The sequence below is a fragment of the Duganella sp. OV510 genome, from assembly GCF_900100205.1.
Taxonomy (GTDB): Bacteria; Pseudomonadota; Gammaproteobacteria; order Burkholderiales; family Burkholderiaceae_D; genus Rugamonas.
The window spans coordinates 32,254-49,769 of the sequence record NZ_FNEQ01000017.1; the positions used below are offsets into that span (position 1 = coordinate 32,254).

Sequence of the window (17,516 nt, forward strand, 5' to 3'; positions counted from 1 at the left end):
TTCAATGATCTTTCAACGCGCCCTACGACGTGAAATGGCCAATACGGCCGGCGCTTCTTTCACGGTGCTGTTCAGTATCTGCGTTACCTGGACCCTGATCGCAGTCCTCGGCAAGGCCGCAGGCGGCAAGGTGGCGTCCAGCGACGTTGTCGCGCTGATCGTCTTCGCAACACTGAATTATCTGCCAACTATCCTGATCCTCACCAGCTTTATTTCCGTGCTGATGGTGGTCACGCGGACCTACCGCGATTCCGAAATGGTGGTGTGGTTTGCCTCCGGCCTGTCGCTGACAAGATGGATCGTCCCGGTTCTCACGTTCGGCCTGCCGCTGGTGCTGATCACCGGCTTGCTGAGTTTCGTCGCCACGCCGTGGGCCAAGCAGAAAAGCGCCGAATATGTCGAGCGCTTTGAAAAGCGCGAAGACCTGCAAAAGGTGTCGCCGGGCCAGTTCAAGGAGTCGGCGTCGGCCAACCGTATCTTCTTTGTCGAGGGCGTGGCCGGCAAGACGGCGGTGGTGCAGAACGTGTTCGTGAACACCGTCGATGAACGCGGCACTGCCGTCATCGTCGCGCGCGAGGGCATTATCAACACCGGGCCGAAAGGCGAGCGCTATCTGGTGCTGAAGAACGGCCGCCGCTACCAGGGCACGCCAGGCCAGGCGGACTTCCAGACCATGGAGTTTGAAAGCTACAGCATGCGCGTCACCAGCCAGACGCAGGACCTGGAAGGCGACAAGGACACCGATTCCATCCCCACCATGGCGCTGCTGAACGACGACAGCAACGGCGCGCGCGCCGAGCTGCTGTGGCGCATGTCATCGCCGCTGACCTGCCTGGTGCTGCTGTTGCTGGCGATTCCACTGGGCTTCGTCAATCCGCGCGCCGGCAGTTCGGCCAACCTGATCATCGCGCTGCTGATCTTCTTCAGCTATAACAACTTCGTCAAGCTGCTGGAGTCCAGCGTGCGGCAGGGGAAATTCCTCTTCGCGCTGTCCTGGTGGCCGCTGCACCTGGCGGCCGCGCTGACCGTGTTCGCGCTGTTCGCCTGGCGCCTGTACCTGAACCACCCATATCATCCGCTGGCGCTGCTCGCCGCGTATAAACGTTCGCGCGATGGCGCGAACAAGAAAGTCGTCTCGCAATGAAAATCCTGCAACGCTATTTCGCAGTCTCGATACTGCAAGCCGTGGCCTTTGTGCTGGTGGCGTTCCTGGCGCTGCAAGCCTTCATGGACCTGACCGGCGAACTGCCGAAGGTCAGCAAGAACGGCGTCGGCGTGCAATATGCATTCCTGTATGTGCTGACGCAGCTGCCCGGCCACGTGTATGAAGTGATGCCGCTGGCGGCGCTGATCGGCACCATCTACACGATGGCGCAGTTTGCGGCGACGTCGGAATTCACCATCATGCGCGCATCCAGCATGTCGACCGGCATGGTGGCGTGGATGCTGGCCAAGATCGGCGTGATACTGGTCATCCTCACCTTCCTGGTCGGCGAATTCGTGGTGCCACGCACGGCGCCGCTGGCGGAGAAGTTCAAGCTGACCTCGCGCGGCACGACCATCTCCACCGAATTCCGCTCCGGCCTGTGGACCAAGGATATCGTCAAGTCCGAAGGCATGACCGGCACTGTCACCGGCTCGCGCTTCTTCAACGTCAAGGAAGTCCGCCCGGACGGCACGCTGAAGGACGTGAAGCTGTACGAATTCGATAACAGCTTCCGGCTGCGCTCGATCACGCAGGCCAAGAGCGCCACTTTCCAGGGCAGTAACAAGTGGCTGCTGCGCGATGTGACGGAAAATATCTTCACCAATCCGGAGCTGCTGAAGCCTGGCATCGAAGCCAATCTGGCCAATAACTACGCGCTGGAATCCAGCCTGATCGAAACGCGCACCAGCGCCACCAAGGACCTGTTGTCGGAGATCACACCGCGCATCCTGTCGGTGTCGCGCTCCGATCCGGAGCGCATGTCGGCGGTGGAACTGGCGGTGTACACGCGCCACCTGATCGAGAACAAGCAGGAGACCGAGCGCTTCAAGATCGCGTTCTGGAAAAAGCTGTTCGATCCGCTGGCGATATTCGTGCTGATGGCGCTGGCGCTGCCGTTCGGCTATCTGCATACGCGTAGCGGTGGTGTCAGCCTGAAGATCTTCCTCGGCATCATGCTGGGCGTCAGCTTCCTGCTGGTGAACACGCTGTTCTCGCATCTGGGCCTGCTGAGTACCTGGCCGGCGATGCTGACAGCGATTGCGCCTAGCCTGTTGTTCCTGGTACTGGCGATAGGGGCCTTGTGGTGGGTGGAGAGACATTAGAGATGAATCAACGTGCATTGGTATTGTTTGCGCACGGCGCGCGTTCTGCCTCCTGGGCGGCGCCGTTCGAGCGGCTGCGCGGCCTGACCCAGGCGCGCGAGCCTGAGGTGCGGGTGGAGCTGGCCTATCTGGAACTGATGACGCCACGCCTGCCGGATGTGGTGTCGGCGTTGGTTGCCGCAAGCATCAGCGACATCACCGTGGTGCCGGTGTTCCTGGGACAGGGCGGCCATGTGCTGCGCGACCTGCCGCTGATGATCGACGAACTGCGCATCGCCTACCCGCAAATCGCCATCAAGGTGGTGGAGGCGGCGGGTGAGAACGCAGCGGTGCTCAAGGCATTGTCCGACTACTGCGTCGGCGCTTTATCAAGCCCACATTGACAGCGTGTGCTAATCCCACGCACGCGCTGTGGAGCGGTGTGCAGTCCAGGTAAAGCCTATGCCTGCCGAAAGTCCGCTGTTCTTGCGGAAGAGCGGACTCTCACGATTCGCCGCGTGGCTGAGGTTATCGTAGCGCGCGAAGCCGAAGATGCGCCAGTCCGGCGACAGCTGGCGTGACAGGCTGGCGCCTAAGCGTGTCATCATCAAGCCGCCGCCTGCCTCATAGCGCGGGCGTGTCGCCGTCACATACTGCGGCGCGACTTCGTAAAAATACTGGTTCAGTTTCTGGTTGCCGTAGACGGCGCCGATGTTGGCGTCCGCGTGCCACTTGCCGGACCGGTCGCTGGTCTCAAACACCAGTCGCGGCTCGAACACCAGGCCCTGTCGCGCAAAGCCGTTGCGCAGTTCGACCGGCACGCGCAGCGGCAGTTCCAGCCGCATGCGTTCGGCCAGTTGCACTTTCAGCCGTGGGCCGAATTCCAGCAGCGAGTTCAGGTCCGGCATGCCGGCACGCGCCGCGACATCGTTGGAGCGTGCCGGCAGCGACAGCGCAAAGCCGATATCCAGTTCGACCCGTTCGGTGTTGATCAGGCGTGCGCCGATGCCGGAGCGGTCGGCGCGCAAAATTTTGCCGCGATAGATCAGCATAGGCAGCACCAGCGCGCGCGTGGAACGGTCTTCCGCGCCGGGATAGGCAGGTGTGCTCGCCGCGCCGCCGAACAGGCCAGCTTCCCATAGCGGCAGGCTGGACGCCGGCTGCTGTTCCTGCGATTGCGCCGTCGCGGCCAGCGTTAAACAGGCGATACCAAGACAGGCGCGGATGGTCATAGGATTATTTGCGCGGAACGATGTTGACTTCGTAGATCTTCGGCCACAGCTTGCCGGTGACGAACAGGCGCTTTTTTACCGGATCGTAGGCGATGCCGTTCATGACGTTTTCGCCGTTCTGGCCTTTGCCAGCATCCGGGTACAGCTTGCCGAAGTCGATCCAGCCAGTGATCTTGCCGCTGGCCGGATCGATGCGGGCGATGGTGCTGGTGTGCCAGATGTTGGCGAAGATCTCGCCTTCCACGACTTCCAGTTCATTCAGCTGGTTGACGGCGATGCCGTCAGCCGTCACTTTCACGCGGCGCACTTCGAGAAAGGTTTTCGGATCGAGGAAGCGCAGCGTGGCCGTGCCGTCGCTCATGATCAGTTCCTTGCCATTGTGCGTCAGGCCCCAGCCTTCGCCGGGATAGGCGAACTGGCTTTTCATTTCGAAGGTCTTGAGGTCAAACACAAAGCCGGTCTGCGTTTGCCAGGTCAGGCCGACCAGCGTGTCGCCCCAGTCGGTCAGGCCTTCGCCGAAGTATTGCGGCGGGATGTCTTTGCTTTGCAGGATTTTGCCGCTGGCCAGGTCGACCTTGCGGATCGAGGATTTGCCGTTCAGGCCCGTGCTCTCGTACAGAAAACCGTCGCGATACAGCAGGCCTTCGGTGAAGGCTTGCGTGTCGTGCGGGTAGCTGCGCACCACCTTGTAGTCGTAGGTGGGCAGCGCCGCCTGGACAGCGGCTGCGGGCAGCAGGGAGGCGAGAAGGAGGGCTTGAGCGTAAATCTTGTTCACTATGCAGTCACCGAATTTTGTAGTTCAACCATGGCGTCCAGCGTGGTGCCGGGAGCATCCAGCTCCGCTTGCACGCAGGCGCGGGCTTCCGGCGCCTGCACCAGGCTGACGGCCTGCTGGCGTGCGCGTTCCGCCGCAGCAGTATCGCCGCAGCCGTTCAGCAAGTCCAGCACCAATGCGACTTCGGTGATGTAGTTGAATACGTCGGCCAGCAGTTCGGCCATGCCTTCGGTGGTGAGCACGTTGATGTGGCTCTTGAGTTCATTCAGTTCGGCCGCCGCCTGCGCCAGGTGCTGCTCGGGATGCGGAAAGTGGCGGCGTGCCAGCGCGTAGTCGCCGCAGGCCATGACCGACGGCAGCGCTTCGCGCGCATGCTGTTGCGCCTGCGCTTCCGACAGGTGCTCAAACAGGCGGTAGGTGTTTTGCAAGTCGCCCAGCTTGTCGTTGATGATGCGGATATCGTGGAACAAGTCGGGCGCCGATGGCAGCTGCGCGGCCATGCGGTCGCGCTCCTCGACCAGCGCGCGGCGCGCCGGCACGTATTCCTCCGCCAGCTTGGCCCAGGCGGCCAGCACGTAGGACAGGCGCAGCGACGCAGTTTCCGGGTCTTTGCCTGTGGCGTCGAACAGCGCGATGTATTCCTGCAGGGCGGGTTCAAATTCGCCGGCAGAGTGGGCGTTCCAGGCGCTTTCCAGTCGTTGAACAGTGTCCATTACATCCTCTTGTGATCGTGATGGACATTTTAATACCGAAATCTGGAATTCAGGCGCGGAGTTGGGTGGCTATTGTCTTGCTAATCTCGGTATCGAAATTTTGCTGCGGGCGGGGGCGCATCGCTTCGCCGATCATCACCAGCACCGGGCCGTGCGGCGTGCCGAGGCCTTGCGTCAGTTCGGCGATCGTCATGCGGTGGACTTGCTGGTCAGGGCGGCTGACGTTTTCGATCACTACCACCGGCTTGTCCGGCGCGTGGCCGTGGGCCAGCAGGCGCTCGGCGGTGGCGATGGCTTCGCGGCCTCCCATGTACTGCACCAGCGTGTCGGTTTCCGGGATGGCGTCGTGGTCCGCGTGCTCGGGCGCGGTGGACGAGGTGAAGAAGGCCACGCTGCGGGCGACGCCACGCTTGGTCAGCGGCTGTCTGGTGGCGGCTGCGGCGGCCAGCGCGGTGGTGATACCGGGGACGATTTCGACGTCGATGCCGGCTTCCTCCAGCGCGCGCAGTTCCTCATCGGCGCGGCCGAACATCATCGGGTCGCCGCCTTTCAGTCGCACCACGAGCGCCGCACGTTGGGCTGCTTCCACCAGCTGCTGGTTGATGAGTTGCTGTGCCATCGAGCGCTGGCCGCTGCGTTTGCCGACCGGGATTTTCTCGGCCTGCGGGCAAAGTTCCAGCATCTCGGGTGTCACCAGCGCGTCATGCAGAACGATGCCGGCTTGCGCCAGCAGGCGCGCGCCGCGCAGGGTGATGAGATCCTGCGCGCCGGGGCCGGCGCCGATTAAATACACTTTTCCGTGAGAGGTCATGGCGTGTCAGCTTTGACTTCGTCATTCCGGCGTTGGCAGGAATGACGGCGGGGTGGTTACAGGCGGATCATGCCGGCGGCGACGGTCTGGTGGGTGACTTCATCGATCAGGATGAAGGCGCCGGTGGCGCGGATATCGCTGTAGGCATCGGCCGCCAGCGGCTGCTGCACTGCCAGCTCGATGGTGGCGATGTCGTTCAGCTTCAGGCCGTCCGCTGCATGGCGTTGCTGCGTGTTGATGTCCAGCAGGGATTCAATCGCCTTCACCTTGGCCGAAGTCTGCTTGGTGCCATGCTTGATCCAGTACTTGCGGCGCACGTCCAGCGGTTCGTCGGACATCCAGCATACGTCAGCCTTCAGCTGTTTCAGCTGCGTGGCCGGCTTGTCGGCACTGGCCAGCAGATCGCCGCGCGAGATGTCCAGGTATTCTTCCAGCAGCAGCGTGATCGACTGGCCGGCCACCGCCGACCGGTGTGAACCTTCCAGCGTGACGATGTCTTTCACGGTCGCGGTCTGGCCCGAAGGCTGTACCACCAGCTTGTCGCCCACCGACACCTTGCCGGCTTCGATGCGGCCCATATAGCCACGGAAGTCATTGGCTTCGTGGCCGTTGTGGCGCGCCACCAGCTGTACCGGGAAGCGGAACGGTGCGTCGTGCGATTCGTCGTACACCGACAGCGATTCCAGCAGCTCGATCAGCGTCGGGCCCTGATACCAGCCCAGCTTCTCGCTCTTTTCCACCACATTGTCGCCGGTCAGCGCGGACAGCGGAATTGGCGTGATGTCTTTCAGGCCCAGCGAGGCGGCAAATTCGCCGTATGCCTTGATGATGCGGTTGTAGACATCCTGATCGTAATTCACCAGGTCCATCTTGTTGACCGCGACGATGACGTGCTCGATCTGCAGCAGGTGGGCGATGGTCGAGTGGCGCTTGGTCTGGATCAGCAGGTCCACGCCACCATCTTCGCGCAGCTTCACTTTCGACACATCGACCAGGATGATGACCGCATCGGCGGTGGAGGCACCGGTCACCATGTTGCGGGTGTACTGTTCGTGGCCCGGCGTGTCGGCGATGATGAACTTGCGTTTCGGCGTAGCGAAGTAGCGGTAGGCCACGTCGATGGTGATGCCTTGTTCGCGTTCGGCTTCCAGGCCGTCGGTCAGCAGCGACAGGTCGACGGTGTCGCCAACGGTGCGCTTGTGCTTGGAGCGCGACATGGCGTCCAGCTGGTCGGCAAAGATGCCTTTGCTGTCGAACAGCAGGCGGCCGATCAGGGTGGACTTGCCGTCGTCGACGGAACCGGCGGTGATAAAGCGCAGCAGGCTTTGTTCGCTGGCGTTGTTATGCGTAACTTGAGTCATTAGAAGTATCCTGCTTTTTTACGTTTTTCCATCGAAGCTTCGGACGTCTGGTCGTCCATGCGGGTGGCGCCGCGCTCGGTCACTTGCGTGATCGCGGTTTCAGCGATGATCTGGTCCACGGTCGCCGCGTCCGAAGACACCGGGCAGGTGCAGGAAATATCGCCGACGGTACGGAACCGCACCACCTGCTTTTCGACGGTTTCGCCGTCGCGTGGCGGCGTCAGATCGGTCACCGGCACCAGCAGGCCGTTGCGCGGAATGACTTCCCGCTCGTGGGCGAAGTAGATCGGCGGCAGTTCCAGCTTTTCGCGGGCGATGTACTGCCACACATCCAGCTCGGTCCAGTTCGAGATCGGGAACACGCGCATGTTCTCGCCTGGGTGGACGCGGGTGTTATACAGGTCCCACAGTTCCGGGCGTTGCGATTTCGGGTCCCACTGGCCGAATTCGTCGCGGAAGGAGAAGATGCGCTCCTTGGCGCGGGCCTTCTCTTCGTCGCGGCGGGCGCCGCCGATGCAGGCGTCGAAGCCGTGTTCGGCGATGGTTTCCAGCAGCGTCACCGCCTGGGCAGCGTTGCGCGAATCGGTCTGCGGATTACGCAGGCGCACAGTGCCCTTCTTGATCGAGTCTTCCACCGAGCCGACGATCAGGCGTTCGCCCAGTTCGGCCACGCGCTTGTCGCGGAAGGTAATCACTTCCGGGAAGTTGTGGCCGGTGTCGACGTGCACCAGCGGGAACGGGAATTTACCCGGACGGAAAGCCTTCTCGGCGATGCGCAGCAGCACCACCGAGTCCTTGCCGCCCGAGAATAGCAGGGCAGGGTTGCTGCATTCGGCAGCGACTTCGCGCATGATGTGGATCGCTTCCGATTCCAGTGCATCGAGATGGCGCGAGTTCATATGCGCGTTGTTTTCTACTAAAGCGTTCATTTGAATTTCTTTCAGGCTGCGACAGATTTTATGCGTATCAGTTTGCCGTCGACGACGTGGAGGCCGCATTCTTTCGATTCCGGGTTCTCCCACCACCAGCGACCGGCGCGGACATCTTCACCTGGCTGGATGGCTCGGGTACACGGTTCGCAGCCGATCGACGGATAACCCTGGTCATGCAGCGCGTTGTACGGCACGCCGTTTTCGCGGATGTAGTGCCAGACGTCTTCCTCGGACCAATCGGCCAGCGGATTAAACTTGGTCATGAAGTGGGCGGCATCATCTTCCTCGACCATCAGCGAACCACGGGTGGCGGCTTGCGCGCGGCGCTGGCCGGTGACCCAGGCCTTTTTGCCCAGCAGCGCGCGGCCCAGCGGTTCGACCTTGCGGATGCGGCAGCATTCCTTGCGCATCTCGACGCTGTCGTAGAAGGCGTTCAGGCCATTCTGCGCAACGTAGGCGTCCACCGCGTCCTGCTGCGGCTTGAACACTTCGATCTGGTAGCCGTAGTGCTCTTTCACTTTGTCGAGCATGGCCAGCGTTTCCTGGTGCAGGCGGCCGGTTTCCAGCGAGAAGATGCCGATGTCGTAGCTGCCCTTCAGTATCAGGTCGGTCAGTACCATGTCTTCCGCCGCCAGTGAGGACGCGAAGACGGCCGGGGTAAAGTCGCTGGCGATGCGGGACAGCGTGGCGCGCGTGTCCGCAATCAGCTTGCTTAAGTCACTCATGGGACTACTCCAATCAGATGCCAGCGCCGTCGTTGTTGCTTGCAGCCGGTGTCGGACGTGCGTGACGGCGGAACAGCGGCACCTTCTGATCCACCGAAGCCTGATAGGTTTCGGAGAAGTCGGACAGGCCTTTCAGCGCATCGTGCACGTCGCGGTCGGCGCGCACCGAGTAGGCGTCGAAGCCCACGCGCTGCATCGAGAACAGCTGGTCGCGCAGCACATCGCCGATGGCGCGCAGTTCACCGCTCCAGCCCAGGCGGGTGCGCAGGTTGTAGGCGATCGAGTAGCCACGGCCATCGGTGAATTTCGGGAAGTCGACCGCGATCAGCGGGAACTGCTCCAGCAAGCCTTTCAGCGTTTCCGGGCGTTCGTCCGGCGCGATCCACACGGCGATGTCGCCGGCGGCGGTGCGCGCCGCCAGTACCTCGCGCTGCACCAGCCACAGGCTCAAAGGAACGATGAATTTGCCTTCAGGGACGGCCACGGTGGCGGGATCGACCGCCGGCGCGCCTTCGACCGGCTCGGCCAGGCGCAGCACCTGCCAATCATCTTCTACCACCTCACGGCCCTTGATCATCAAATGCTTAGACATATTCATCCTCTCCAACCAGGCGGCCGCCTTTTTCAGCGATCGGCGTGGCGTACACAAATTCCTTGAACGGGGCGACACCGATGCGCGCAACGCATTCGGCAAACGATTCACCCTCAAAACGGTCACGCAGATAAACCTGCAGCAGGCGGTCGATCACTTCCGGCATTTGCAGCGCGGAGAACGATGGGCCGATGATCTTGCCGATGGCGGCCTTGTTGCCTTGCGCGCCGCCGATCGACACCTGATACCATTCACTGCCGTCTTTATCCACGCCCAGCACGCCGATGCTGCCGACGTGGTGGTGGCCGCAGGCGTTGATGCAGCCTGAGATATTCAGTTCGATCTCGCCGATGTCGTGCTGGTAGTCGAGGTTATCGAAGCGCTCCGAGATGGCGGCGGCAATCGGCAGCGACTTGGCATTGGCCAGCGAGCAGAAATCGCCGCCCGGGCAGCAGATCATGTCGGTCAGCAGGCCGATGTTCGGCGTCGCCAGACCGTGCGCCTTGGCTTCCTGCCACAGCGCGAACAACTGCGACTGCTCGACGTCGGCCAGCACCACGTTCTGTTCGTGGGTGACGCGCAGTTCGCCGAAACTGTAGCGGTCCGCCAGGTCGGCCATGAAGTCCATCTGCTCGGCGGTGGCGTCGCCCGGCGGCACGCCGGTTTTTTTCAGCGACAGCACCACGGCGGCGTAACCCGGCACCTTGTGCGGCTTGATGTTACGGTTAACCCAGTTGGCGAAAGCCTTGTTGCCGGCTTGCGCTGCCACCACGTCGGAGTCATCCAGCTGTTTGTACTGCGGCGGCTGGAAGTAGTCGATGATGCGCTGCATCTCTTCGGTAGTCAGGGTTTCCGGACCGTCTTTCAGGTCGACCCATTCCGCTTCCACCTGGCGGGTGAATTCTTCCACGCCCAGTGCCTTCAGCAGGATCTTGATGCGGGCCTTGTATTTGTTGTCGCGGCGGCCGTGCTGGTTATACACGCGCATCACGGCTTCGGTGTAGGTCAGCAGATGCTGCCACGGCAGGAATTCGCGGATCACGCTGCCGATGATCGGCGTACGGCCCATGCCGCCGCCTGCCATGAACTTGAAGCCGATTTCGCCAGCATCGTTGCGCACCACGGTCAGGCCGATGTCGTGGATGGCGATCGCCGCGCGGTCTTCGACGGCGCCATTGATGGCGACCTTGAACTTGCGCGGCAGGGCGATGAATTCAGGGTGGAAGGTCGACCACTGGCGCAGCACCTCGGCATACGGACGCGGATCGATGATCTCGTCGGCGGCCACGCCGGCATACGGATCGGACGTGGTGTTGCGGATGCAGTTGCCCGAGGTCTGGATGGCGTGCATTTCCACCGAGGCCAGGTCGGTCAGAATATCCGGGGTCTGTTCCAGCTCAATCCAGTTAAACTGGATGTTTTGACGGGTGGTGAAGTGGCCATAGCCGCGATCGTACTTGCGGGCAATATGCGCGAACATGCGCATTTGCTTGCTGGCGAGCAGGCCATATGGCACGGCGATACGCAACATATAGGCGTGGCGCTGCATGTACAGGCCGTTTTGCAGGCGCAATGGCAGGAATTCGGCTTCGGTCAGCTCATCGGACAGGCGGCGGCGTACCTGGTCGCGGTACTGGGCGATGCGCTCACGGACGATAAGGTGGTCATACTGGTCGTATTGATACATGAATATTCTTCCTGGATAGTCGCTGATTCCCCAAACTAGCGCTAATAGTAATAAACTTCGTCTTTATTCCATACGACTTAGTCTTTATTTGCTTATATAAGGATTGGGCATAAGCATGGACGCAAATAATTTTAAGATGGGCCAAGACCTGCAATGAACCTTCATCAACTGCGCTTTGTGCGCGAAGCAGTACGCCAGAATTACAATTTGACCGATGCCGCCAAGGCGCTGTTCACCTCGCAGCCGGGCGTGTCCAAAGCGATTATCGAACTGGAAGAAGAGCTGGGTGTCGATATTTTCACCCGCCACGGCAAGCGTATCCGTGGCCTGACCGAGCCGGGGCGGCTGGTGCTGCAATCAGTGGAACTGGTTATGCAGGAGATCGACAGCCTGAAACGCATCGGCAAGGAATACGCAGCCCAGGACAGTGGCAGTTTCACCATCGCCACCACGCATACGCAGGCGCGCTACACCTTGCCCAAGGTGGTACAGGCTTTCATGGTCAAGTTCCCGAAAGTGCGATTGTCTTTATTGCAAGGTAATCCGCAGCAGATCGCCGAGATGGTCCAGCGCGACCAGGCCGACATCTGTATCGCCACCGAATCGATCGCTGGCGTCACCGGGCTGGTGACGTTGCCATGCTATCAATGGGAGCACGTGGTGGTGGTGCCGCCCGACCATCCGCTGCTGCGCAACAAGCAGCCGACGCTGGAAGAGATCGCGGCTTTCCCCATCATCACGTATGATGGCGCCTTTGCCGGCCGTAGCAAGATCGACCACGCGTTTTCGCTGCGCGGCCTGAAGCTGGACGTGTTGCTGGAAGCCATCGATGCCGACGTCATCAAGACTTATGTGGAGTTGGGCATGGGGATTGGTATCATAGCGGGCATGGCCTTCGACGCCGAGCGCGACAAGAACCTGCGCGCCATCCCTGTCGGCCACCTGTTTGGCATGAACGTATCGCGGGTGGCGGTCAAGCAGGGCGCCTATCTGCGCAGCTATATCTACACCTTTATTGAACTGCTGGCGCCTACGCTCAACCGCAAGTTGATCGAGCAGGCCATGAGCGGTGAAAAAGATAACTACGAACTATAAAAGAAAGCATCAACATGATTACCAACCAGTTGACACAATATTACGCCGTCAACGCGGACAACTATGACCAGGTCTACGCCCAGGAAGAACGCTACGACGACCTGGACGATTTGCAGGAAATGATCGCCGAGCTGTTCCAGGATCACAAGGTGCTGGAACTGGCTTGCGGCACCGCTTACTGGACCGACCTGATCTCGGAAGTGGCCGAGTCGGTGCACGCCACCGATATTTCACAGGAGATGCTGGATCTGGCCGCCACCCGTGGCCTTGACGAAGCCATCGTCACCTTCGAGCAGATGGACGCCTTCAACCTGCCGGACGGCCTGGAAGGGCAGTACACTGCCGTGTTTGCCGCCGGCCTGTGGGCGCACCTGCCGCGCGAGCAGTACGAGAAATACCTGAAGACGCTGCGTGCCAAGCTGGGCAAGGACGTGCTGCTGGTGCTGCTGGACGAGTCATATGTCGATGGCAACTCGATGGTCATCGCGCGCACCGATGCGGAAGGCAATACCTATCAGATTCTGACCGCCGACGATGGGCAGCGTTACGAAATCCTCAAGAATTACCTGACCGACAGCACGCTGCGCAAACGCTTCACCAACCATGCGAAACAGTTCCGCATCGAGCGCTTGCAGTACTACTACCTGCTAAGTTGCCGTCTTAAGTGATTAAAAAGCCGCTAAACAGCGGCTTTTTTTTTCGTCCACTGATGTTCATTTACAACAAATTGGCTTTGTCACATTGTTGAAGTAATTGATAGGCAAGATCTCGGCCGTGGATTCAACACGTAGCCCTTCAACCTTAAGTAGAGAACATCAAGTGAAAAAACTTACTCTGGCAGCACTGATCATCGGCGGCTTCGCTGCACAAGCCCAAGCGCAATCGAACGTCACCATCTACGGCCTGGTGGATGCAGGTATCGTGAGCGAACGTGGCGGTGTCAATGGCTCCGTGACCAAAGTCACCAGCGGTATCGGCGGCCAATCGCGTCTGGGTTTCCGTGGCACGGAAGACCTGGGCAATGGTCTGTCGGCGATCTTCCAGATGGAAACCGGCTTCAAAGCTGACGACGGCTCGCTGGACACCGCCAACTCGATCTTCAACCGCCAGGCCTTCGTTGGCCTGAAATCCAAAGACGCCGGCCAGCTGACCATCGGCCGTCAATACACCATGCTGTACAACGCGCAAAGCCAGGTAGCCGACCCATTCGGCGCAGGCTATGCCGGCACCATCAAAAACCTGTTCCCATCGGCTGGCGCCAACACCCGCGTGAGCAACGCCATCGTCTACGCCACCCCAACCATGGGCGGCTTCAGCGCTGAAGCCCTGTACGCGCTGGGCGAACAGGCTGGCAGCGCCACCGCCGGCCGCCAGTTCGGCTTCGGCCTGAACTACGCACAAGGCCCGCTGAACGCGCGTCTGGTGTACAACAACAAGAACAACGACACCGCTGCGGTTGGCACTACCCCAGCCAAGGCACAGGACACCGGCCGCAACACCATGTTCGCCGCCAACTACGACTTCAAAGTCATCAAGGCTTACTTCGCTTACAGCGCCGACAAAGGCGTGAACAGCGCCCAGATCCCCGTGGCCAACGCTTACGGCTTCGCCGTGGCACCAAAGGCTAGCACCGACAGCAACGACATCCTGATCGGCGCGCAGATCCCTGCTGGCAACGGTTACTTCATGACGTCGTACATCCGCAAGGATGACAAGACCGCCAACAACCAGGACGCCAACCAGTTCGCGCTGGGCTACCTGTACTCGCTGTCGAAGCGTACCGGCGCGTATGTGTCGTACGCCAAGATCAAGAACAAGAACGGCGCTGGCTACACCGTGGGTAACAACAACGAGGCTGGTAGCGGCGACAAAGCCTTCAACGTCGGCATCCGTCACGCGTTCTAAGCTGGTCTAAGCAGTTTCCGGCGGTGGCAGCGGCAGGCGGATCATGATCCGCGTGCCGCCGTCGCTGACGATGGCGATCTCGCCATGCAGTGCCCAGACGCGTTCGCGCATCCCGATCAGGCCAAAGGACGATGCCTTGTCCATGTCTTTTTCGGCGATGCCCCGGCCGTCATCATGTATTGTCACATGCAGGTTTCCTTCCTGGCGGTAGAGTGACAGCGTCACCTTGCGCGCCTTGGTGTGGCGGGCAATATTGGTCAGCGCTTCCTGCGCAATGCGGAAGATTGCCGTGCTGTAGTTATCATCAAGTACCAGATCCTCTTCATTCGCGTCCAGCGTGCAGGCAATGTTGTTGCGCTCGACGAATCCCTGGCGCAGGCTCTTCAGCGCGAAATACAAGCCTCCTTCATCCAGCGCGCGCGGGCGCAGATTGCCGGCGATGCGGCGCAGCGAGCTGATCGCGGACATCAGCAATTCATCCATGCCGGCTTGCAGCCGGCGCGCGGCGGCATTGTTGCTGCTTTGCCGTTGCAGCAGCGCCAGGTCGCCGCGCAAGGTCGCCAGCAACTGGCCGAGATCATCATGCAGCTCGCGGGCGATGTGCTTGCGTTCTTCCTCGCGGATGGTCTGCAGCGTTGCCGACAGCTCGCGCAGCTGCGAATACGATTGCTCCAGCTGCTCTTGCACCTGGACGCGCGCGGCCTGCGCCGGCGTCTCGGCGGTCTGGCCCAGGCGCCAGCACAGGCGTGCGCCCAGGGCCAGCGCGGCCAATATCAGCAGGGAAGAGGGAAGGCGATGCATGTGCAACTCCATGCGGCCGGCGGGCCGCGTGGAATCACACTAAAGCAGAAGCGGGGAAGGGGATTTGATTTACATCTGTTTAAACAGATGCAGGAAGCTGCGGCTGACTTCCAGCTTGTCGGAGCGGCCCTTGATCATCACCAGGTGGCGGCCACGGATGTCGCGCGTCACGCCTTCGATGGCGTTGACGTTGACCAGCGTGGCGCGGTGAATCTGCCAGAACAGCGCCGGGTCCAGTTCTTCGGCCAGGTCGCGCACCGGCTTGCGGATCAGCGCTTCATATTTCTCGGTCTGCACGCAGGTGTACTTCTCGTCGGAACGGAAGAACAGGATTTCCTCGACCGGGATCATGCGCAGGTCCTGGCCGATGCTGGCCTGTATCCATTGCAGGTGGGCTGGTTTCGGTGCGGCGATCTTTTCGGTCAGCTGGGCCAGCATGGCGGTCACGCTGGCGTTGACGTCGACTGCGGCGGCCGGCTTGCTGAGGCGGGTCTTGAGGCGGTCGACGGTGACTTGCAGACGCTCCGGCTCCGGCGGTTTCAGCACGTAGTCAATGGCGCCGCGCTCGAAGGCCTCCACCGCGTAGGCATCGTAGGCGGTGACAAACACGATATTGCTCTTGTTGCCGATGACGCTGGCAGCTTCCATGCCGGTCTTGCCCGGCATGCGGATATCCAGGAAGGTGAAGTCCGGCTTCAGCTGGTCAACCAGCTCGATGGCTTCGTCGCCGTTCTTGGCTTCGCCAATAATGTCCAGTTCGGGCCAGACCTGGCCCAGGCGCATGCGCAACTGGTCGCGCATCAAACGTTCGTCATCTGCAATGATTGCTGTAGGCATTGTGTTCGGGTGTGAAGTGTTAATTATTTAATTAATTATTCAACGAATCGGCGTAATAATCAATCGCTGTTATTTTTGGGTTTGCTTGGCCAGCTGATATGGCACCTCGATGGTGACGATCACGCCGCTCGGACTATTGGCGGCGATCAGCAGCTGCCCCTGCTCGCCGTGCAGCAGTTTCAGCCGCTCGCGGATGTTGGTCAGGCCGAGGCCGGTGCCGTCGCTAGGCTTGGCGCCGAAGCCCAGGCCATTGTCGATGACGATCACGCGCAGCTTGTTGTGGGCGACATCGGCGCGCACTTTCAGCGTGCCGCCTTCCGGCTTGCCTTCCAGGCCGTGCTTGATGGCGTTTTCCACCATCGATTGCAGCATCATCGGCGGGAAGGCGGCGGTGCGCAGGCCTTCCGGCACGTCGATCTCGACGGTGAGGCGTTCTTCCATGCGCATTTTCAGCAGGTTGAGATAGGCTTCCACCATGTCGGTTTCGCGGCCCAGATTGGTGAACAGCGAGCTGTCGCGCATCTGTGGCAGCACTGCGCGCAGGTATTTGATCAGACTCCGCTGCATGGCGGACGCGCGCGGAGGGTCGGTTTCGATCAGGTGCTCGACCGAAGCCAGTGTGTTGAACAGGAAGTGCGGCTCGACTTGGGCCTGCATCATTTGCATCTTGGCTTCGCTGAGCTGGCGCTGCATGGATTCGCGCTCGGCGGCAGCGTTGGCGGACTGGGTTTCGGCCTCGGCGCGCTTTTTACTGCCCATCAGGAACTTGGTGCCGAACAGGGCCAGCACCAGCAGCGTGATGAAGCTCTTGAACCAGGTCGAGGCCTGGCCGTGGTAGCGGGCGACTTTCTGCTCGGCGGCGTCATCGACCGCCTCCTCGATGGCATTCGACAGCTCCTCGCCAATCTGCGGCGGCAAATCGATGTGAACTTCCTCGCCCGGCAGCGAAGGCAGGGAAGGGACGGACGCCATGCCGGGTTTGCTGGCCTTGGCTGGCGCGGCTGGCGCCGCCGGCGCCTCGGGAGCTTCAGCGTCGGCCGGTGCTTCTGGTGCTTCCGGCTCGGTGACGGGCGCCGCCTGGCCATCCTCGGTATTCTTGTTGCGGATCTTGCCGCGCTGGCTGAAGTGAATGCCACTGTCATCGATGCGGATATTCGTATCGTTGCCTTTGCGCTTGTTCGTGCGCGCATGTTCGATCTCTTCCTGCACCGGATTGCTGGAGAACAGCTCGTCCTGCAGGATGGAGCCCGCAATCAGCATCAGGATGGCAAACACCAGGAACTTCCACCACGACAGCTGGGTAACCCAGGTGACGATCGCATCAAAGCCACGATGCAGCAGGCTGCCGGCGGTCTTTAAGGTGTCTTGCGTTTTAGGCGTAGGAAACATGAACGGCTTTCACTCTTAACATGATGCAAGTGTACCCAGCGCGGCCGCTGCGCGCCATGCGCGTGCGACAGTCTGCAAAAAATGGCGACCAGACGGTATTTACGCGGCAGGCACTTGTCAAAGTGAATTTGGCTTGCTATAGTTCTGTCCCTCGCAAGACAACGCAGACGCTGCAAAGCGAAACGAAGAAAACGAGGGGTTGACGAGATAAATCAAGTGCTTCATAATCTCGCTTCTGTGCTGATGAACAAAACGCTTCAACAGCAAGTGACACCGGTCTTTAAAAATTTACAGTCGATAAATGTGGGCGTTTGATGCTGCAACAAAAAGCATTAAATGCTCAACAAAGAAATATTCAGTAGAAATACTGTC

The 17,516-nt window shown here is 60.7% G+C and carries 18 protein-coding genes; 6 read left to right on the top strand and 12 right to left on the bottom strand.

Features of this window, described 5'->3' with window-relative positions:
• Nucleotides 1–4 precede the first annotated feature (4 nt).
• From lptF to BLS51_RS28810, 3 genes are read left to right on the top strand one after another with little or no spacing between them, the layout of a single operon-like run.
• The gene (gene lptF, locus BLS51_RS28800) at nucleotides 5–1,144 is read left to right on the top strand and encodes an LPS export ABC transporter permease LptF (protein ID WP_090191503.1); all 1,140 of its coding nucleotides are present in this window, start codon (nucleotides 5–7) and stop codon (nucleotides 1,142–1,144) included.
• Nucleotides 1,141–2,310, top strand: a complete 1,170-nt coding sequence (lptG, locus tag BLS51_RS28805) for an LPS export ABC transporter permease LptG (protein WP_090191506.1) — start codon at nucleotides 1,141–1,143, stop codon at nucleotides 2,308–2,310. The genes lptF and lptG overlap by 4 nt, the downstream gene beginning before the upstream one ends.
• A 2-nt stretch (nucleotides 2,311–2,312) precedes the next feature.
• Nucleotides 2,313–2,693 (top strand): sirohydrochlorin chelatase, encoded by a 381-nt coding sequence (locus tag BLS51_RS28810; protein ID WP_090191508.1) that lies wholly within the window; start codon nucleotides 2,313–2,315, stop codon nucleotides 2,691–2,693.
• A gap of 9 nt (nucleotides 2,694–2,702) precedes the next feature.
• Here BLS51_RS28810 and BLS51_RS28815 read toward each other — a convergent pair whose 3' ends face one another.
• From BLS51_RS28815 to BLS51_RS28855, 9 genes are read right to left on the bottom strand one after another with little or no spacing between them, the layout of a single operon-like run.
• Nucleotides 2,703–3,521 carry a MipA/OmpV family protein gene (locus tag BLS51_RS28815; protein WP_090191511.1) on the bottom strand — a complete coding sequence of 273 codons (819 nt, stop codon included), beginning with the start codon at nucleotides 3,519–3,521 and terminating at the stop codon, nucleotides 2,703–2,705.
• A gap of 4 nt (nucleotides 3,522–3,525) precedes the next feature.
• Nucleotides 3,526–4,296 carry a glutaminyl-peptide cyclotransferase gene (locus tag BLS51_RS28820; RefSeq protein ID WP_090191514.1) on the bottom strand — a complete coding sequence of 257 codons (771 nt, stop codon included), beginning with the start codon at nucleotides 4,294–4,296 and terminating at the stop codon, nucleotides 3,526–3,528.
• Nucleotides 4,296–5,009: a hypothetical protein gene (locus BLS51_RS28825; protein ID WP_090191516.1), complete on the bottom strand. Its 714-nt coding sequence runs from the start codon at nucleotides 5,007–5,009 to the stop codon at nucleotides 4,296–4,298. Before BLS51_RS28825 ends, BLS51_RS28820 begins: the two co-directional genes overlap by 1 nt.
• 49 nt (nucleotides 5,010–5,058) lie before the next feature.
• Complete coding sequence (gene cobA / locus BLS51_RS28830) at nucleotides 5,059–5,820, bottom strand: uroporphyrinogen-III C-methyltransferase (protein WP_090191518.1); 762 nt, start codon at nucleotides 5,818–5,820, stop codon at nucleotides 5,059–5,061.
• 56 nt (nucleotides 5,821–5,876) lie between these two features.
• Nucleotides 5,877–7,181, bottom strand: a complete 1,305-nt coding sequence (locus BLS51_RS28835) for a sulfate adenylyltransferase subunit 1 (protein WP_090191521.1) — start codon at nucleotides 7,179–7,181, stop codon at nucleotides 5,877–5,879.
• Complete coding sequence (gene cysD / locus BLS51_RS28840; protein ID WP_090191524.1) at nucleotides 7,181–8,110, bottom strand: sulfate adenylyltransferase subunit CysD; 930 nt, start codon at nucleotides 8,108–8,110, stop codon at nucleotides 7,181–7,183. The genes BLS51_RS28835 and cysD overlap by 1 nt, the downstream gene beginning before the upstream one ends.
• 11 nt (nucleotides 8,111–8,121) lie before the next feature.
• The gene (locus BLS51_RS28845) at nucleotides 8,122–8,838 is read right to left on the bottom strand and encodes a phosphoadenylyl-sulfate reductase (RefSeq protein ID WP_090191526.1); all 717 of its coding nucleotides are present in this window, start codon (nucleotides 8,836–8,838) and stop codon (nucleotides 8,122–8,124) included.
• A 13-nt stretch (nucleotides 8,839–8,851) separates the two neighbouring features.
• Nucleotides 8,852–9,436 (bottom strand): DUF934 domain-containing protein, encoded by a 585-nt coding sequence (locus tag BLS51_RS28850; RefSeq protein ID WP_175472722.1) that lies wholly within the window; start codon nucleotides 9,434–9,436, stop codon nucleotides 8,852–8,854.
• Nucleotides 9,423–11,117: a nitrite/sulfite reductase gene (locus tag BLS51_RS28855; protein ID WP_090191531.1), complete on the bottom strand. Its 1,695-nt coding sequence runs from the start codon at nucleotides 11,115–11,117 to the stop codon at nucleotides 9,423–9,425. The genes BLS51_RS28850 and BLS51_RS28855 overlap by 14 nt, the downstream gene beginning before the upstream one ends.
• A gap of 153 nt (nucleotides 11,118–11,270) precedes the next feature.
• On the opposite strand from BLS51_RS28855, the gene BLS51_RS28860 reads away from it, so the two are divergent.
• From BLS51_RS28860 to BLS51_RS28870, 3 genes are all read left to right on the top strand, one after another.
• Complete coding sequence (locus tag BLS51_RS28860) at nucleotides 11,271–12,212, top strand: CysB family HTH-type transcriptional regulator (protein ID WP_090191534.1); 942 nt, start codon at nucleotides 11,271–11,273, stop codon at nucleotides 12,210–12,212.
• A gap of 14 nt (nucleotides 12,213–12,226) precedes the next feature.
• The gene (locus BLS51_RS28865) at nucleotides 12,227–12,880 is read left to right on the top strand and encodes a class I SAM-dependent methyltransferase (RefSeq protein ID WP_090191536.1); all 654 of its coding nucleotides are present in this window, start codon (nucleotides 12,227–12,229) and stop codon (nucleotides 12,878–12,880) included.
• A 151-nt stretch (nucleotides 12,881–13,031) separates the two neighbouring features.
• A complete protein-coding gene (locus BLS51_RS28870; protein ID WP_229207763.1) occupies nucleotides 13,032–14,117 on the top strand; it encodes a porin in 1,086 nt (361 codons plus the stop codon).
• Nucleotides 14,118–14,123: 6 nt separating this feature from the next.
• Here the strand turns inward: BLS51_RS28870 and BLS51_RS28875 are convergent, their stop codons facing one another.
• The 3 genes from BLS51_RS28875 to BLS51_RS28885 all read right to left on the bottom strand — a co-directional run bounded on the left by BLS51_RS28875 (nucleotide 14,124) and on the right by BLS51_RS28885 (nucleotide 17,144).
• Nucleotides 14,124–14,918: a sensor histidine kinase gene (locus BLS51_RS28875; RefSeq protein ID WP_307188175.1), complete on the bottom strand. Its 795-nt coding sequence runs from the start codon at nucleotides 14,916–14,918 to the stop codon at nucleotides 14,124–14,126.
• A 69-nt stretch (nucleotides 14,919–14,987) separates the two neighbouring features.
• Nucleotides 14,988–15,755: a LytR/AlgR family response regulator transcription factor gene (locus BLS51_RS28880; protein ID WP_090191539.1), complete on the bottom strand. Its 768-nt coding sequence runs from the start codon at nucleotides 15,753–15,755 to the stop codon at nucleotides 14,988–14,990.
• A gap of 69 nt (nucleotides 15,756–15,824) precedes the next feature.
• Nucleotides 15,825–17,144 carry a sensor histidine kinase gene (locus BLS51_RS28885; RefSeq protein ID WP_090191541.1) on the bottom strand — a complete coding sequence of 440 codons (1,320 nt, stop codon included), beginning with the start codon at nucleotides 17,142–17,144 and terminating at the stop codon, nucleotides 15,825–15,827.
• Nucleotides 17,145–17,516 lie beyond the last annotated feature (372 nt).